Annotated in this window: 14 protein-coding genes; 8 read left to right on the forward strand and 6 right to left on the reverse strand. The window is 72.6% G+C overall.

Features of this window, described 5'->3' with window-relative positions; all coding sequences use genetic code 11:
- Window positions 1-170 precede the first annotated feature (170 nt).
- A complete protein-coding gene (gene yaaA / locus ACZ55A_RS03060; protein WP_468834583.1) occupies window positions 171-968 on the forward strand; it encodes a peroxide stress protein YaaA in 798 nt (265 codons plus the stop codon).
- A 193-nt stretch (window positions 969-1,161) separates the two neighbouring features.
- Window positions 1,162-1,821 carry a bifunctional 4-hydroxy-2-oxoglutarate aldolase/2-dehydro-3-deoxy-phosphogluconate aldolase gene (eda, locus tag ACZ55A_RS03065; protein ID WP_468832222.1) on the forward strand — a complete coding sequence of 220 codons (660 nt, stop codon included), beginning with the start codon at window positions 1,162-1,164 and terminating at the stop codon, window positions 1,819-1,821.
- Window positions 1,822-1,956: 135 nt separating this feature from the next.
- Here eda and ACZ55A_RS03070 read toward each other — a convergent pair whose 3' ends face one another.
- From ACZ55A_RS03070 to ACZ55A_RS03080, 3 genes are read right to left on the reverse strand one after another with little or no spacing between them, the layout of a single operon-like run.
- Entirely contained in the window at window positions 1,957-3,159 is a 1,203-nt protein-coding gene (locus ACZ55A_RS03070) for a bifunctional RNase H/acid phosphatase (RefSeq protein WP_468832224.1), read from the reverse strand.
- 3 nt (window positions 3,160-3,162) lie between these two features.
- Window positions 3,163-3,906 carry a zinc ribbon domain-containing protein gene (locus ACZ55A_RS03075; protein ID WP_468834587.1) on the reverse strand — a complete coding sequence of 248 codons (744 nt, stop codon included), beginning with the start codon at window positions 3,904-3,906 and terminating at the stop codon, window positions 3,163-3,165.
- On the reverse strand, window positions 3,903-4,778 hold the full coding sequence (locus ACZ55A_RS03080) for a Nif3-like dinuclear metal center hexameric protein (protein WP_468832227.1): 876 nt from the start codon (window positions 4,776-4,778) through the stop codon (window positions 3,903-3,905). Before ACZ55A_RS03080 ends, ACZ55A_RS03075 begins: the two co-directional genes overlap by 4 nt.
- Window positions 4,779-5,075: 297 nt before the next feature.
- Here ACZ55A_RS03080 and ACZ55A_RS03085 point away from each other — a divergent pair, with 297 nt between their 5' ends.
- Both ACZ55A_RS03085 and ACZ55A_RS03090 read left to right on the forward strand, forming a co-directional pair.
- Window positions 5,076-6,686 (forward strand): hypothetical protein, encoded by a 1,611-nt coding sequence (locus tag ACZ55A_RS03085; RefSeq protein ID WP_468832232.1) that lies wholly within the window; start codon window positions 5,076-5,078, stop codon window positions 6,684-6,686.
- Between the two features lie 162 nt (window positions 6,687-6,848).
- Window positions 6,849-7,016: a hypothetical protein gene (locus tag ACZ55A_RS03090; protein ID WP_450733698.1), complete on the forward strand. Its 168-nt coding sequence runs from the start codon at window positions 6,849-6,851 to the stop codon at window positions 7,014-7,016.
- A 105-nt stretch (window positions 7,017-7,121) separates the two neighbouring features.
- On the opposite strand, the gene ACZ55A_RS03095 is transcribed toward ACZ55A_RS03090, so the two are convergent.
- The 3 genes from ACZ55A_RS03095 to ACZ55A_RS03105 all read right to left on the reverse strand — a co-directional run bounded on the left by ACZ55A_RS03095 (window position 7,122) and on the right by ACZ55A_RS03105 (window position 10,213).
- Window positions 7,122-8,063 carry a 3-oxoacyl-ACP reductase gene (locus ACZ55A_RS03095; protein ID WP_468832239.1) on the reverse strand — a complete coding sequence of 314 codons (942 nt, stop codon included), beginning with the start codon at window positions 8,061-8,063 and terminating at the stop codon, window positions 7,122-7,124.
- A gap of 127 nt (window positions 8,064-8,190) precedes the next feature.
- Window positions 8,191-9,276: a Zn-dependent alcohol dehydrogenase gene (locus ACZ55A_RS03100; protein WP_468832242.1), complete on the reverse strand. Its 1,086-nt coding sequence runs from the start codon at window positions 9,274-9,276 to the stop codon at window positions 8,191-8,193.
- Between the two features lie 61 nt (window positions 9,277-9,337).
- A complete protein-coding gene (locus tag ACZ55A_RS03105; RefSeq protein WP_468832246.1) occupies window positions 9,338-10,213 on the reverse strand; it encodes a MaoC/PaaZ C-terminal domain-containing protein in 876 nt (291 codons plus the stop codon).
- A 417-nt stretch (window positions 10,214-10,630) separates the two neighbouring features.
- Here ACZ55A_RS03105 and ACZ55A_RS03110 point away from each other — a divergent pair, with 417 nt between their 5' ends.
- From ACZ55A_RS03110 to ACZ55A_RS03125, 4 genes are all read left to right on the forward strand, one after another.
- A complete protein-coding gene (locus tag ACZ55A_RS03110) occupies window positions 10,631-11,653 on the forward strand; it encodes an ABC transporter ATP-binding protein (protein ID WP_468832249.1) in 1,023 nt (340 codons plus the stop codon).
- The gene (locus ACZ55A_RS03115; RefSeq protein WP_468834590.1) at window positions 11,653-12,381 is read left to right on the forward strand and encodes an ABC transporter permease; all 729 of its coding nucleotides are present in this window, start codon (window positions 11,653-11,655) and stop codon (window positions 12,379-12,381) included. Before ACZ55A_RS03110 ends, ACZ55A_RS03115 begins: the two co-directional genes overlap by 1 nt.
- Window positions 12,382-12,534: 153 nt before the next feature.
- Complete coding sequence (locus ACZ55A_RS03120; RefSeq protein ID WP_468834592.1) at window positions 12,535-13,767, forward strand: histidine kinase; 1,233 nt, start codon at window positions 12,535-12,537, stop codon at window positions 13,765-13,767.
- Window positions 13,764-14,369 carry a response regulator gene (locus ACZ55A_RS03125; protein ID WP_468832252.1) on the forward strand — a complete coding sequence of 202 codons (606 nt, stop codon included), beginning with the start codon at window positions 13,764-13,766 and terminating at the stop codon, window positions 14,367-14,369. The genes ACZ55A_RS03120 and ACZ55A_RS03125 overlap by 4 nt, the downstream gene beginning before the upstream one ends.
- Window positions 14,370-14,373: the final 4 nt, after the last annotated feature.

Genomic DNA, 14,373 nt, shown 5'->3' on the forward strand with positions numbered 1-14,373 from the left:
GCCTGGTGCGCAGCGGGCGCTGGTGGCGCGCCGTACGGGGCGGACCTGGCACTACCGGGCGGTCCGTCGCGAGGGGGGCGGGCGGGTGGTGGGTTCCTCGGTTGCGGGCGGCAGGCCATACGCTTTTCCGGGGCCGCACCCCCGCCCGTACCGCCGTGAAGGAGAACACCGTGCTCGTGCTGTTGCCGCCGTCCGAAGGGAAGGCCGCAGGAGGTGCCGGGGCGCCGCTGGAGATCGGGGCGCTGTCGCTGCCGGGGCTGACCGCAGCGCGCCGGGCGGTGTTCGAGGAGCTGGTCGAGCTGTGCGCGGCGGACGAGACCAAGGCCCAGGAGGTCCTCGGGCTCAGCGACGGCCTCAGGGGCGAGATCGCCAAGAACGCGGGGCTGCGGACGGCCGGGACGCGGCCGGCCGGCGAGATCTACACCGGTGTCCTCTACGACGCGCTCGGACTGGCCTCCCTGGACGCGCGGGCGCGCAAGCTGGCCGAGCGGTCGCTGCTCGTCTTCTCGGGGCTGTGGGGCGCCGTACGGATCGGCGACCGGATTCCGTCGTACCGCTGCTCGATGGGGGTGAAGCTGCCGGCGCTCGGCGCGCTGGGCGCGTACTGGCGGGCGCCGATGGCAGAGGTGCTGCCGGAGGCGGCCGGGGACGGTCTGGTGCTGGACCTGCGCTCGGCGGCGTATGCGACGGCGTGGAAGCCCAAGGGCGAGGTGGCCGGGCGGACCGCGACGGTGCGGGTGCTCCAGTCGAAGATCGTGGCCGGTGTGGAGAAGCGGTCGGTGGTCAGCCACTTCAACAAGGCGACCAAGGGCCGGCTGGTACGGGATCTGCTGTCGGCGGGCCTCACCCCGGCGGGTCCTGCGGAGCTCGTCGAGGCGCTGCGGGAGCTGGGTTACGCCGTCGAGGCACAGGCTCCGGCGAAGAGCGGCAAGGCATGGGCCATTGATGTGATCGTGACGGAGCTCTAGGGGCTGCCCACCGGCCACCGTCCACCGCCCGCCGCCCACCAGCCACCAGCCACTGTCCGCTGTCCGCTGTCCTGGCCATCGGGCACCGGGCATCGGGCATCGGCGCTGTCCAACCAGCCATCCGGCCTCGGCCAGGCGGAAGCAGTTGCAACATGCGCAACATTCGTTGCGGAGCGTGGTCCATCGGCGCACCATGGGCCACGTGACCAGCGCCACCTCCGCCCCCGTGCCCGCCGCCCGGTCGGTCCTGGGCCTCACCCCCGTCCTCCCGGTCGTCACGCTGGACGACGCTGCCGACGCCGTACCGCTGGCCCGTGCCCTGGTCACCGGCGGGCTGCCCGCGATCGAGGTGACGCTGCGGACGCCCGCCGCGCTGGACGCCATCCGGGCGATCGCCGGCCAGGTCCCCGAGGCGGTGGTCGGCGCCGGCACCTTGCTCACCCCCGAACATGTCGCCGCGGCCGGGGCGGTCGGCGCGCAGTTCCTGGTGAGCCCCGGCTGGTCACCGCGGCTGCTGCGCGCGATGCGGGACTCCGGCATCCCGTTCCTGCCGGGTGTCTCGACGGCCTCGGAGGTGGTGACGCTGCTGGACGAAGGCGTCACCGAGCTGAAGTTCTTCCCCGCCGAGGCGGCGGGCGGCACGGCCTATCTGAAGTCGCTGGCCGCGCCGCTGCCCCGGGCCCGGTTCTGCGCGACGGGCGGGATCACCCTGGCGTCCGCGCCGTCGTATCTGGCGCTGCCGAACGTCGGCTGTGTGGGCGGCACATGGATGGTGCCCGCCGATGCCCTGGCCGCCAAGGACTGGGGCCGGGTCCGCCGGCTCGCCCAGGAGGCGGCGATGTTGGCGGTCTGACGGCCTGACAGGCCTGACGCCGGGGCGGCGGTCTGACGGCCTGACAGGCCCTGACGACGGTCCGCATATTCCTGACAGCCCGTCAGTTCCACAGGCCCCCCCGGCCCCGGCCACCCCCGTCCCGCCGCCTACCGCCTACCGCAAATGCGAAGTGTCGTTCAGCAGCCGCAGCGAGGCATTGCCGTCCGAGTAGTAGGCGACCGCGGACAGCGAGGCCGCGGAGAGCTCCATGCGGTACAGCGACTCCGGTGGGGCGCCCAGCGCCAGCCGGACCAGCGTCTTGATCGGTGTGACGTGCGAGACCAGCAGCACGGTCCGGCCGGCGTAGCGGGCCAGGAGCTTGTCACGGGTGACGGCCACCCGACGGGCGACCGTCGCGAAGGACTCGCCACCGCCGGAGGGCGCCGCCTTGGCCGAGCGGAGCCAGGCGTCGAGGTCGTCGGGGAAGCGCTCGCGCACCTCGGCGAAGGTCAGCCCCTCCCAGGCCCCGAAGTCGGTCTCGCGCAGGCCCTCTTCGACACGGACCTCCAGGCCGAGCCGGCCCGCGACCACCTGTGCGGTCTCCCGGCAGCGGCGCAGCGGTGAGCTGACGACGGTCTGGATCGTGCCGCGGGCGGCGAGCGCGGCGGCGGTCGCCTCGGCCTGGCGGTGTCCGACGGCGGAGAGTTCGGGGTCGGTGCCGCCGCTGCCGGAGAACCGTTTCTGGGGCGTGAGGGCCGTCTCGCCGTGGCGCAGCAGGACGAAGGTGGCGGGCACCCCGAGGTCGGGGGCGCCCCAGCCGACCGGCGGGGCGGCGACCGCCTCCGGCGCCTCGGCGGCCTCCGCGGCCTCGTCGGCGGCGAGGGCGGCGGCGCTGCGGGCCGGCGCCGCGGGCGTCGCAGCCGTGGCCAGCGCCGCCCTGGAGTCCTGCGGCTCCCACTGCCTGCCGAGCTTCCCGGCGTCCATCGCCTCGTTGGCGAGCCGGTCGGCGTGCTTGTTCTTCGCGCGCGGGATCCACTCGTACGAAACCCGCTCGGCCGGGAAGACCGCCCTGGCCTCGGCGGCCAGCGGCTTCATGTCCGGGTGCTTGATCTGCCAGCGCCCGGACATCTGCTCGACGACCAGCTTGGAGTCCATCCGCACCTGGATGCGGGCCTCCGGATCCAGCGCACGCGCCGCCCGCAGGCCGGCCACCAAGCCCTTGTACTCCGCGACGTTGTTGGTCGCGGTGCCGATGAACTCGGCGGCCTCGGCCAGCGCCTCGCCCGTCTCGGGGTCGAGGACGACCGCGCCGTAGCCGGCCGGCCCCGGGTTGCCCCGGGACCCGCCGTCCGCCTCGACGATCAGCGTGCGCGGCATGGCCTACAGGCCCGAGTCGGGCGTCCGGACCAGGATCCGGCCGCAGTTCTCGCAGCGCAGGACGGTGTCAGGGGCGGCCGCCCGTACGTCGTTGACCTCGGTGATGTTCAGTTCCAGGCGGCAGCCCTCGCAGCGGCGCTGGTAGAGGCGGGCCGCGCCGACGCCGCCCTCCTTGGTGCGGATGCGGTCGTAGAGCTTGAGCAGATCGGCCGGGATGTCGGCGACGGTCAGCTCGCGCTCCTTGGTGACCGTGGCGACCTCGGCGTCGATCTCGCTGCTCGCGGCGTTGCGGCGGGCGACGGCGTCATCGACCTTGGCCTGGATGGCCTCCACCCGGGCGGTCAGTTCGGCGACGCGCTCCTGGGCGGCCTCGCGGCGCTCCATGACCTCCAGGACGACGTCCTCCAGATCGCCCTGGCGCTTGGCCAGCGAGGCGATTTCGTGCTGGAGGTTCTCCAGGTCCTTGGGCGAGGTGACGGCGCCGGAGTCGAGGCGCTTCTGGTCGCGGGCGGCGCGCTGGCGCACCTGGTCCACGTCCTGTTCGGCCTTGGTCTGCTCGCGGCTGGTGTCGCTCTCCTCGGTCTGCGCGGCGACGAGCAGGTCGCGCTGCTGGGTGAGGTCGGCCTCCAGGGTCTGCAACTCGGCGAGCTCGGGGAGGTTCCTCCGCCGGTGCGCGAGCTGGGCGAGCCTGATGTCGAGGTCCTGGACCTCGAGGAGGCGGATCTGGTCGGCGGGCGCGGCGTTCAGCGTGGGGCTCCTGTGGTGTTCGTCGGGGTGAAGAAGGGGGTGGACGCCGCGTGGGCGGTCCAGGGGTCGGTGACCGTACGGGAGACATGCGTGCGCAGTCCCCAGTCGTGCCGGTCGGAGACCGCGTCCAGCTGGGCCGCGGCCTGTTCGCACCACGGCCATTCGGTGGCCCAGTGGGCGGCGTCGAGCAGCGCCAGCGGGCCGTTGCGGGTGTTCTGGGTGGCCTCGGACGCCGGGTGGTGACGGAGGTCGGCGGTGAGGAAGGCATCCACACCGGCGGCCCGTACGTCGTCGAAGAGGCTGTCACCGGAGCCGCCGGAGACCGCGACGGTGCGGATCTCACGCTCCGGGTCGCCGGCGGCCCGGATGCCCTGCGCGGTGGCCGGCAGATGCGCGGCCGCGTACGAGGCGAACTCGGCCAGCGACATCGGATGCGGCAGCTCGCAGATCCGGCCGAGGCCGCGACGGCCTTCCGGATCGGTCGGGTCCGGCACCAGCGGGCCGAGGATCCGCAGGTCCAGGGCACCGGCCAGGGCATCGGAGACGCCGGGGTCGGCGGTGTCGGCGTTGGTGTGCGCGACATGCAGGGCGATGTCGTGCTTGATGAGCGTGTGCACGACCTTGCCCTTGAAGGTCGAGGCCGCGACCGTCGTCGTACCGCGCAGATAGAGCGGGTGGTGCGTCACGAGGAGGTCGGCGCCGAGCCGCACCGCCTCGTCGACGATTTCCTGGACCGGGTCGACGGCGAACAGCACACGGCGGACCTCGGCATCGGGGTCCCCGCAGACCGTCCCGACGGCATCCCACCCTTCGGCCCGCTCGGGGGGCCAGAGTGCGTCGAGCGCGGCGAGGACTTCAGACAGTACGGGCACGGGTGGAAGGTTACCTCCCGGGTGTGACAGCGGGTGGGGTCGTGGCGCGGGACAGGCATGGGGCGCGGACGCGGCGCGCCTCCCCGGGCACTTCGGGGCCTCGGCGCCTCCTCCACCTCTCCCCCGGCCGGCTCGGGCCCACCGGACGCAACCGCCGTGGAAACCCGAAGCACAACCGCCCGGCCCACCACCGCAGAACCGGACAACCGCCACCCTTATGCGTGAAGTGCCGCAACTCGCGGCGATCGGCCGGAAGTGCGAAAACTAGCTTCGGTGCCAACTGGAGGTGACCACTCGATGACGATCTGTGCCACTGAGGGCGTCACGGCGCCGGCCGACCCGTACCGCACGGCGCCGGCCGGCCGGTACCGCACGGCGCTGACCATCGCCGCCGACGGCTCGTACGCCGCCCGGCTCGCCCGTCACGACGACGCCGCCGGGAGCTGGTTTCCGGAGCGCTGGACACTGAGCGGGCCCGAACCGTACGCCGTACCGCTGCCGGGCAGCCAGCCCGAGGAGCCGGACTGCGAACTGCTGCCCCTCACGGACGGCCGGGTGCTGATCCTGCGCCGCGTCGCCGACCGCTTCGCCCTCTCCCTGATCTACCCGACGGAGCCCGGGACCGGCGAACTCCTGCTGGGCGCCGTGGAGGCGCCCGAGCTGACCCTGCTGCCGCCCTGCCCCGGTGGCACGCGCAGCTACGCCCTGGCACCAGGGACGCACCGCACCGGGCTGTGGCTGGTGCACGGCGGCACGGACGGCCCCGAGCGGATCGCCGAGATCCCTGGGCGCTGTACGGGCGGCGTCTGGCTGGACCGCAGCGGCCGACTGCTGGCTCTGGACCGGGAGTTGGACGGCCCGACGAAGACGGTGGTGGTCGATCTGGAGCGCGACGGCGAGACCGGCCCGCTGCTCCAGATCACCGAGGAGAGCAACGACCGGCTGCTGCTCGCCGATCCGGACAGCGGGCTGCTGCTCGTACGGTCGGACGCCCCCGGGTACGACCGGCTGGGCTGGGGCGTACTGGGCAGCAGCCGACCGGTGCGCTTCCCGGAGTGCCTGCGGCCCGCCGATGTCGCCGTCACACCGTTCGCCGTCCAACCGGGGCAGATGCTGGCGCCGGAGAGCTGCGCGGTGGCCTTCCGGATGGACGCGGCGAGCGGTACATGGCTGGGGATCTGGCGGCCCCTGGGGCGACAGCTACGGCAACTCCCCGTACCGGAAGGGTGGCTGACGGGCGCCGGGCTGTGGACGGCGGGCGGCGAACTGCTGCTGCCGTACGCGACGGATGCGGAACCGTGCGGGGTGGCACGGATGGCCATACCGCTGGAGCCGGTCGAGACGGCGGGGCGGGGGGGCACGCCGAAGCTTGCGGAACTGGAGGCACGGAGGGGTGCGGAGGCACGGAGGGGTCCGGAGGAGCCGGAGGAACCTGTTAGGCCGGAAAGGCCAGACAGGCCGGAAAGGCTCAAGAGGCTGGCGGGGGTGAAGAGGCTGGCCGGGCTGAGGGGGCCGGTGGGAGCGGCGGAACCGGAGGGGCCGACGGGGGCTGCGGAACCGGAGGGGCCGGCGCAGACTCCGAGGCTGACGCGGGCGCTGAGACCGACGCCGGCGCCGGCGCCGAGACCCGCAGGACCCACGAGCCCCACAGACCCCCCGGGACCCGCGGACCTCACGGCACCCATGCCACCCATGCCATCCACGGGACCCACCAGTCCGGCCGGCGAACGGCCCACGGACCGCGCCCTGCGCGGCGGGGGGATTGTCCCGGATGCAGCGGATGCCGACAACCGCTCCACAGCATCTGCACATCCAAAGGCCCCGGCCCTGGAACCGCAGCGCACCCCCGCGCATCCTCGAATGTGCAGGCCAGTTCCCCTGCAACAGGCGCCTCTTGCGGCTCGGTAGACCCGGTGGAGCGTGATTTCCTGCCCCGTTAGAATTTTTGGGCGGGGGCTACGCAGCCGGTTGACCGGCCACCGATCGTGCCGCTCGGGGTCAACCTTGGCGGCCGTCGGGCGAGGTCCCGACGCGTAAAGCCGTAAGCGATCTGACGGAGTGACTCTTTTCATGTCCGAAGCCCGAACCGACACGACCCAGGCGCGCCCTCAGGAGGCATCCGCCCAGGCCGCCGAGGCCGCAAGCTCCGGCAGGCACCGTGGTCCGGCCGCCACGGAGGAGTCCGACTCCGCCGCGCACGGCCGGCACCGGCGCGACAAGCAGCCGCAGGACGCATAGGGCCGCACGCAACGGCCGTGGCCGCCGCACCGCCTCCGGGCGGACGGCGGCCGCTGCCGTTGTACGCGGGCCCGGCGGCCCCCGGCCGTACTCGGTACCGGCACCTCAGCCGTGTTTGAGGCCCAGTACCTCGGCCGCCGCGAAGGTCTCGTTCGGCGGGCGTTGCGCGTAGTACGGCGTCAGCAGCTCGTCCAGCTCCTCGTAGCTCAAGACCTCCTTGGCCGTGTCGAACTTGGCGGCGATCCGGGGGCGTTCCGCGATCGCGACCATGCCACTGTGGACGACCAGCAGCTGACCGTTGACCCCGGCCGCGGCAGGCGAGGCCAGATAGCCGACGAGCGGCGCGACATGCGCGGGTGACAGCGGGTCGAGCCGGCCGGCCGCTGGCTCCTCGAAGCCGGCGAAGACGTCCTCGGTCATACGGGTGCGGGCGCGCGGGCAGATCGCATTGGCGGTCACCCCGTATTTGGCCAGTGCCAGCGCCGTGGAGGTCGTCAGGCCGACGATGCCGCCCTTGGCCGCCGCGTAGTTGGGCTGGCCCGCCGAGCCCGCGAGGAACGCCTCCGAGGAGGTGTTGATGATCCGGCCGTGTACGGGGCCGCCGGCCGCCTTGGCGCGTTCGCGCCAATGGGCGGCAGCGAAGCGGGTGGTGTTGAAGTGGCCCTTGAGGTGGACGCGGATGACCGAGTCCCACTCGTCCTCGGTCATCGAGAACACCATCCGGTCCCGCAGAATGCCCGCGTTGTTGACCAGGATGTCCAGTCGGCCGTAGGTGTCGATCGCCAGTTGGACGAGTGCCAGGGCCTGTTCGTGGTCGGCGACGTCACCGAGGTGGGCGACCGCCTGGCCGCCCGCCGCGCGGATCTCGTTGGCGACGTCCTCGGCGGGCTCCGCGGAGGCCTCGCCCGAGCCGTCGCGGCCAGGCTGACCGTAGTCGTTGACCACGACGCGGGCGCCGAGGCGGGCGAGTTCAACGGCTTCGGCGCGGCCCAGGCCGCGCCCGGCACCGGTGACGATCGCGGTCAGGCCCTCAAGTGGCTGTGCCATTCCTGTCCCTGTCCTCTCGATCGGATCTGTCTGCACTCGATCGGAGCTCGAAGTCCCGGAAGGGCGGCAGCTGAAGCCTGCCCCTCCCGGCCGGCCTGTCCCTCCCGGCCGGCGCGCCCCGTGCCGGTCAGATCTCTATGCAGGTACGCAGCGCGGTCCCCGAGCGCATCTGGTCGAGCGCGTCATTGATCTCGGCGAGCTGGACGCGGTGGGTGATCAGGCCTTCGAGGTCGATCCGGCCGGCCCGCCAGAGGGCGATGGCCCGCTCGTAGGAGCGCAGCACGTCCGCGCCGCCGTACAGGGACGGCAGGATCCGCTTCTCGTCGAAGAACAGCTCGAACATGTTGACCTGGAAGGTGTCGTCCATGGCGCCCGCGCCGACCACGCACAGCGTGCCGCCGCGCCGGGTCATCTCGTAGGCCGTACGGGCCGTGGCGGACTTGCCGACCACCTCGAAGACGTAGTCGAAGCCCTCCCCCGAGGTGATCCGCGCCTTGGTGTCGGCGAACTCCTCGGGCGCCACGGCTTCGGTGGCGCCGAAGCGCAGTGCGGCCTCCCGACGGGCGGCCACCGGGTCGACGGCCACTATCTGGGCCGCCCCGCAGACCTTCGCGCCCTGGATGACGGAGATCCCCACACCGCCGCACCCGATCACCGCGACCGAGGAAGCGGCCGCCACCTTGGCGGTGTTGAGGGCCGCACCGAGCCCCGTGGTGACACCGCAGCCGATCAGCGCGGCGATCTCGTACGGGACGTCGTCCGGGATCGGGACCGCGCAGTTGGCGGCGACCACGACCTCCTCGGCGAACGTCCCGGTGCCGGCGAAGCCGAATACGTCGGAAGGGGTGCCGCCGGCGCGCCGGAAGTTGGGCGTACCGGCGTTCATGAAGCCGGCCAGGCACAGATGCGTCTGGCCGCGTTTGCAGGCCGGACAGCTGCCGCAGGCGGGCAGCCAGCACATCAGGACGCGATCGCCCTGGTTCATGCCGGTGACGCCGTCACCGACGTCGAGGATCTCCCCGGCGCCCTCATGGCCGGGGACGAAGGGCGCGGGCTGCGGCAGCACGCCGTTCATCGCCGAGAGGTCGGAGTGGCACAGCCCGGTGGCCCGGATGCGGATCCTGACCTTCCCGGGGCCGAACCCCACCGCCTCGACGTCATCGAGCACTTCGAGCTTGTCCTGCCCCGTCTCGTGCTGTACGGCTGCGCGCATCCCACGGCTCCTCTCGAACGACGGCTGGATGGTGGCTGGCTGGCCGGCTGCGGCTGGGGGCCTAGTCGTGCTCGACGACGGTGTCCGCCAGGACCGGCGCTTCGTCGCGCCCGGGCGCTGTGACCGACATCTGGACCCGGCCGGGCTCCCGCCACAGCCGGATCCGCAGCGTCTCGCCGGGGTAGACCACGCCGGCGAACCGCGTCGTGTAGGACCGCACCCGCGACACATCGCCACCGAGCATCGTGTCGACGACCGCCTTGAGCGCCACCCCGTACGTGCACAGCCCGTGCAGGATCGGCCGTTCGAAGCCGGCGAGCTTGGCGAACTCGGGGTCGGCGTGCAGCGGATTCCAGTCCCCGGAGAGGCGGTAGAGCAGCGCCTGGTCCTCACGGATGTGCCGCTCGGTGCTCAGGTCGGGGGCGCGCTCGGGGAGTTCGAGGCGGGCAGAGGGACCGCGGTCGCCGCCGAAGCCGCCCTCGCCGCGGACGAAGATCTGGGTGTCGCAGGTCCACAACGGGCCGTCCTCATCGGCGACTTCCGAGCGCAGCACGATGACGGCGGCCTTGCCCTTGTCGTACACGGCGGGGACGGACGAGGTCTGGGTGGCCCGGCCGCGCACCGGGAGGGCGCGGTGCACGGTGACGGTCTGGCCGCCGTGCAGGACGGCCGCGAGGTCGACGTCGATCCCCGGGGCGGCGAGCCCGCCGGCCACCGCCATGCCGCCGCCCGCGACGGTCGCGAAGCTCGGCAGGACGTGCAGCGCGCTCTCCAGGGTGTAGCGCAGTTCGTCCGGGTCGGTGGCCGGGTGCGGCTTCTCCGGGGTGGCCGCGCCGGCGCCGATGCCGAGGTGGTAGAGCTGGACGTCCTTGTGGTCCCAGGCGAGTTCGGTGGTCCGCGGCTCGGCGGAGGTGGCCTTGGCGGCGTCGATGGGCATGGGGCGGTTGCTCCTTCACCACGGTGTGAAGACCCCGGCCCGGCCGTCCGCACCGTCGACCGTGCCGGGGTCGTATCTGGTCGGCGCGGCCGCGTTCCGGCAGCGCTGCGGCACCCGCGAGGGGTGCCGGGCACCTGGCATGCTTCTAGAACGCGTTCTAGCCGATGGGCTCATGTATAGCCGATCCGCCCCACACCCGGAAGACCCCTGACGTTCTGTCAGATTCCTTGCCGGGCCGCCTCCGCGGCAGGCAGCGGCGCCGACCCCTGACATTTGTCAGGGGTCCCACCCGACATTCGTCAGGGGTCCTCGCCCACATTTATCAGGGCACAGCGCGGACATTCGCATCTGTCGCAGGCTGGCAACTCTCCGTAACATCGAGAGCAGGAAACGACCGGAAGGACCGGAGGGGCGGGCATGACGACGACGGGTACGACACGGGCAACTGGGCTGGTGAGCACGGCAGAGAGGGGAGTCGGCGAGGCGGCGCAGGAGGGAGGTGGCGGTACGGCCGTCGCGTTCTCCGGCGTCACGCGGAGTTATGGAGCGGTCCGTGCCGTGGACGGTATCGATCTGGAGATCGCCGCAGGCGAGACGGTGGCACTGCTCGGCCGCAACGGCGCCGGCAAGTCCACCACCCTCAGCATGCTGCTGGGCCTGCTGCCGCCGAGCGCGGGAACGGTGCAGCTGTTCGGCGGCACGCCGGAGAGCGCCGGACGGGCGGGCCGGGTCGGCGCGATGCTTCAGGACGGCAAGGCCATCCCACGGGTCACCGTGCGCGAACTGATCACCTTCGTCGCCGCCACCTACCCCCGCCCCATGGACGTCACCGAGGCCCTGGAGCTCGCGGGCCTGGGCGAGTTCGGCGGGCGGCGGGTCGACCGGCTGTCCGGCGGACAGGCCCAGCGGGTGCGCTTCGCCGTGGCGCTGGCCGGCAATCCTGAGCTTCTGGTACTGGACGAACCGACCGCGGCGCTGGACGTCGAGGCGCGCCGGACCTTCTGGCGCTCCATGCGCGCCTACGCCCGCCGCGGCAACACCATCCTGTTCTCCACCCACTATCTGGAGGAGGCGGACGACAACGCCGACCGGATCGTGGTGATCGACGGCGGCCGGGTGGTCGCCGACGGCAGCGGCGAGGCGATCAGGCGACGGGCCGGCGGCTCGCTGGTCTCCATCGACCTCAGGGGCGCGGCGACCGCCCCGCTGCCCGGACTGCCCGGTGTGAGCGCCATGGAGATACGGGGCGACCGCGCCCTGCTACGTACGACGGACTCCGATGCGACGGTCGTTGCGCTCGCCGGACTCGGTCTCATCCAGGGCCTACAGGTCGCCCCCGCCAGCCTTGAGGACGCCTTCCTCACCCTCACCTCCACCAGCGCCGCCCCTGAGCCGGCGCAGGCCGCCACCGGCACCCGGTCCGCAAAGGAGATCGCATGATGCTCGACTACGTCCGTCTCGAGGTCCGCCGCACGCTGCGCGACCGGAGCTTCGTCATCTTCGGTATCGGCATGCCGGTGCTGATGTATCTGCTGATGACCAACATCGGCGCGGGTCCCGGCGGTGCCGGCATGGAGTGGAAGATCGGCTCGATGGTCGGAATGGCCGCGTACGGCGCACTGGGTGCGGCGATCGGCACGGGCACCGGCGTCGCCGAGGACAAGCAGCTGGGCTGGCTGCGACAGCTGCGGATCACCCCGCTGAGTCCGATACGGGTCGTGGTGGGCCGCGGGCTGACGGGGTCGGTGACGGTCCTGCCGGCGATCACCGCCGTGCTCCTGGTGGGCGCGCTGGCCAACGGGGTGCGGATGCCGGCCTGGCAGTGGGCCGCACTGGCCGGACTGCTGTGGATCGGCACCGCCCCCTTCACCCTCCTCGGGCTCGGCAACGGCTACCGCCTCTCCTCGCAGTCCACCGGCATCGTCAACACCGGCTGCATGCTGCTGTTCTCGATCATCGGCGGTCTGTGGTTCCCGGCCCAGCTGTTCCCCGGCTGGCTGCGCTCGCTCTCCTCCTGGACCCCCGGCAACCGCTTCGCCGAACTCGGCCATAGCGTCACCCAGGGCGGCGCACCGGGCCTCGGGACAGTGGCAGTACTCGCGGTCTGGCTGGCACTCTTCGGCGGTTACGCGGTGTACGCGTACCGGCGGGCCGCACGCACGGTGTGACCGACGATGGCGCAGACCTGGGAAGCAACAGTGCAGTACACAGAGCAGCAGGAACCGAGAGCGTGCAAGAAACCGGACAAGGGGCCGGGCAAGAGGCGGGGCAAGGGACCCGACAAAGGCCCCACCAAGTACGCCTTCCTGCCCTGGCTGCTGATGGGCCTGGGCGCGTTCTCCAACCTCATCCAGGGAAAGACAGGCAACCCCTGGCTGGCTGGCCTGGGCCTGCTCGCCTTCAACTCCCTCTACATCAGCGTCGTCTGGGCGTCGTTCAACCCCCGGCTGCGCGACTCCCGGCGTCCGCTGATCGCCCTGGGGCTGCTGACCGCAGTCACCTTCGCCATCGCACTCGGGTTCCGTGACAGCTGGTTCCTGTTCTTCCCCCTGCTGTCGCTGGCCTCCGGCACGGTGCGCGCGCTGCGCGGCAAGAAGCTCGCCGTCTGGCTGATCGCGCTCAGCGGCGCCGCCGGGTACTTCTCCGGCTGGCACGAAGGCAGCGGTCCCGGAGGCGCCTTCGGCATCGGCTACGGCACGTTCCTGTCCGGCATGGTCACGGCCACGGTCCTCAGCCTCTTCGACACCGTGCAGGAGCTCAAGACCACCCGCCAGGAACTGGCGCGCAGCGCCGTGGAGAAGGAGCGGCTGCGCTTCTCCCGCGATCTGCACGACCTGCTGGGCCACACCCTGTCCGTCGTGGTCGTCAAGGCCGAAGCGGTCCGCCGGCTCGCGCCGCGCAACCTGGACGCGGCGCTCGCCCAGGCCGCCGACATCGAGGCGGTCGGCCGGCAGGCGCTGACCGAGATACGCGAGGCGGTCACCGGCTATCGCGAGGGCAGCCTGACCACCGAACTGGACCGGGCCCGTTCGGTGCTGGAGGCGGCCGGCATCGAACCCGTCGTGCGACAGGCCGGGCCGCCGCTGCCCCCGCAGGCCGGTGCGCTGCTGGGCTGGGTGGTCCGTGAGGGCATCACCAACACCGTCCGGCACAGCGGCGCCACCCGCTGCGAGATCGACGTGCACGCCGACGAGGAGCGGGTGCGGCTGACGATCACCGATGACGGCCGCGGTCCCGTAAGCTCCGGTGCTGCCACGGCATCCGGCCTGGCCTGGCTCCGCGACCGCGTCCCCGGGAACGGCAGCGAGGCAGCCGGCGGAGCCGGGGCGAGCGATACGGGCGGCGGCGCGGATGCGGAAGGTACGCACCCCGCGACGCGGCCCGGGGCCCTGGGCCCGATCGGCGGCACCGGCCTGAAGGGGCTGGCCGAACGGCTGTCCGCGGCAGGCGGCACACTGCGCAGCGGCCCCGACGGCCGGCGCGGGTTCCGCGTCACGGCCGAACTGCCGGTCGGCACGGGCGAGATGGCGGACACGGAGGAGTTGACCAGGTGATCAAGGTCCTGCTGGCGGAGGACCAGGGAATGATGCGGGGCGCGCTGGCGCTGCTGCTCGACCTGGAGGAGGACATGCAGGTCGTGGCGCAGGTCCCGGCGGGCGATCAGATCGTCGCCGCCGCCCTGGATGCCCGTCCCGACATCGCCCTGCTGGACATCGAACTCCCCGGCCGCAGCGGACTGGACGCCGCCGCCGATCTGCGCGAACAGCTGCCGTCGTGCAAGATCCTGATCGTCACGACCTTCGGCCGCCCCGGCTATCTGCGCCGCGCCATGGAGGCCGGGGCCTCCGGCTTCCTGGTGAAGGACGGGCCGGTGGAGGATCTGGCGGCGGCGATCCGCCGGGTGCTCGCCGGGGAGCGGGTGATCGACCCCGGCCTGGCCGCGGCGGCGCTGAGCGCCGGGCCCAACCCGCTGACCCAGCGCGAGCGTGATGTCCTCACGGCGGCGGTGGACGGCGCCACGGTCGCCGATATCGCCGGCAAGCTCCACCTCTCCCAGGCCACCGTCCGCAACTACCTCTCGGCGGCCATCGGCAAGACCGGCACCCGTAACCGCATGGAGGCGGTACGGGCGGCGCGGCAGAACGGGTGGTTGTAACGCC

The organism is Streptomyces sp. NPDC034111 (assembly GCF_055575375.1).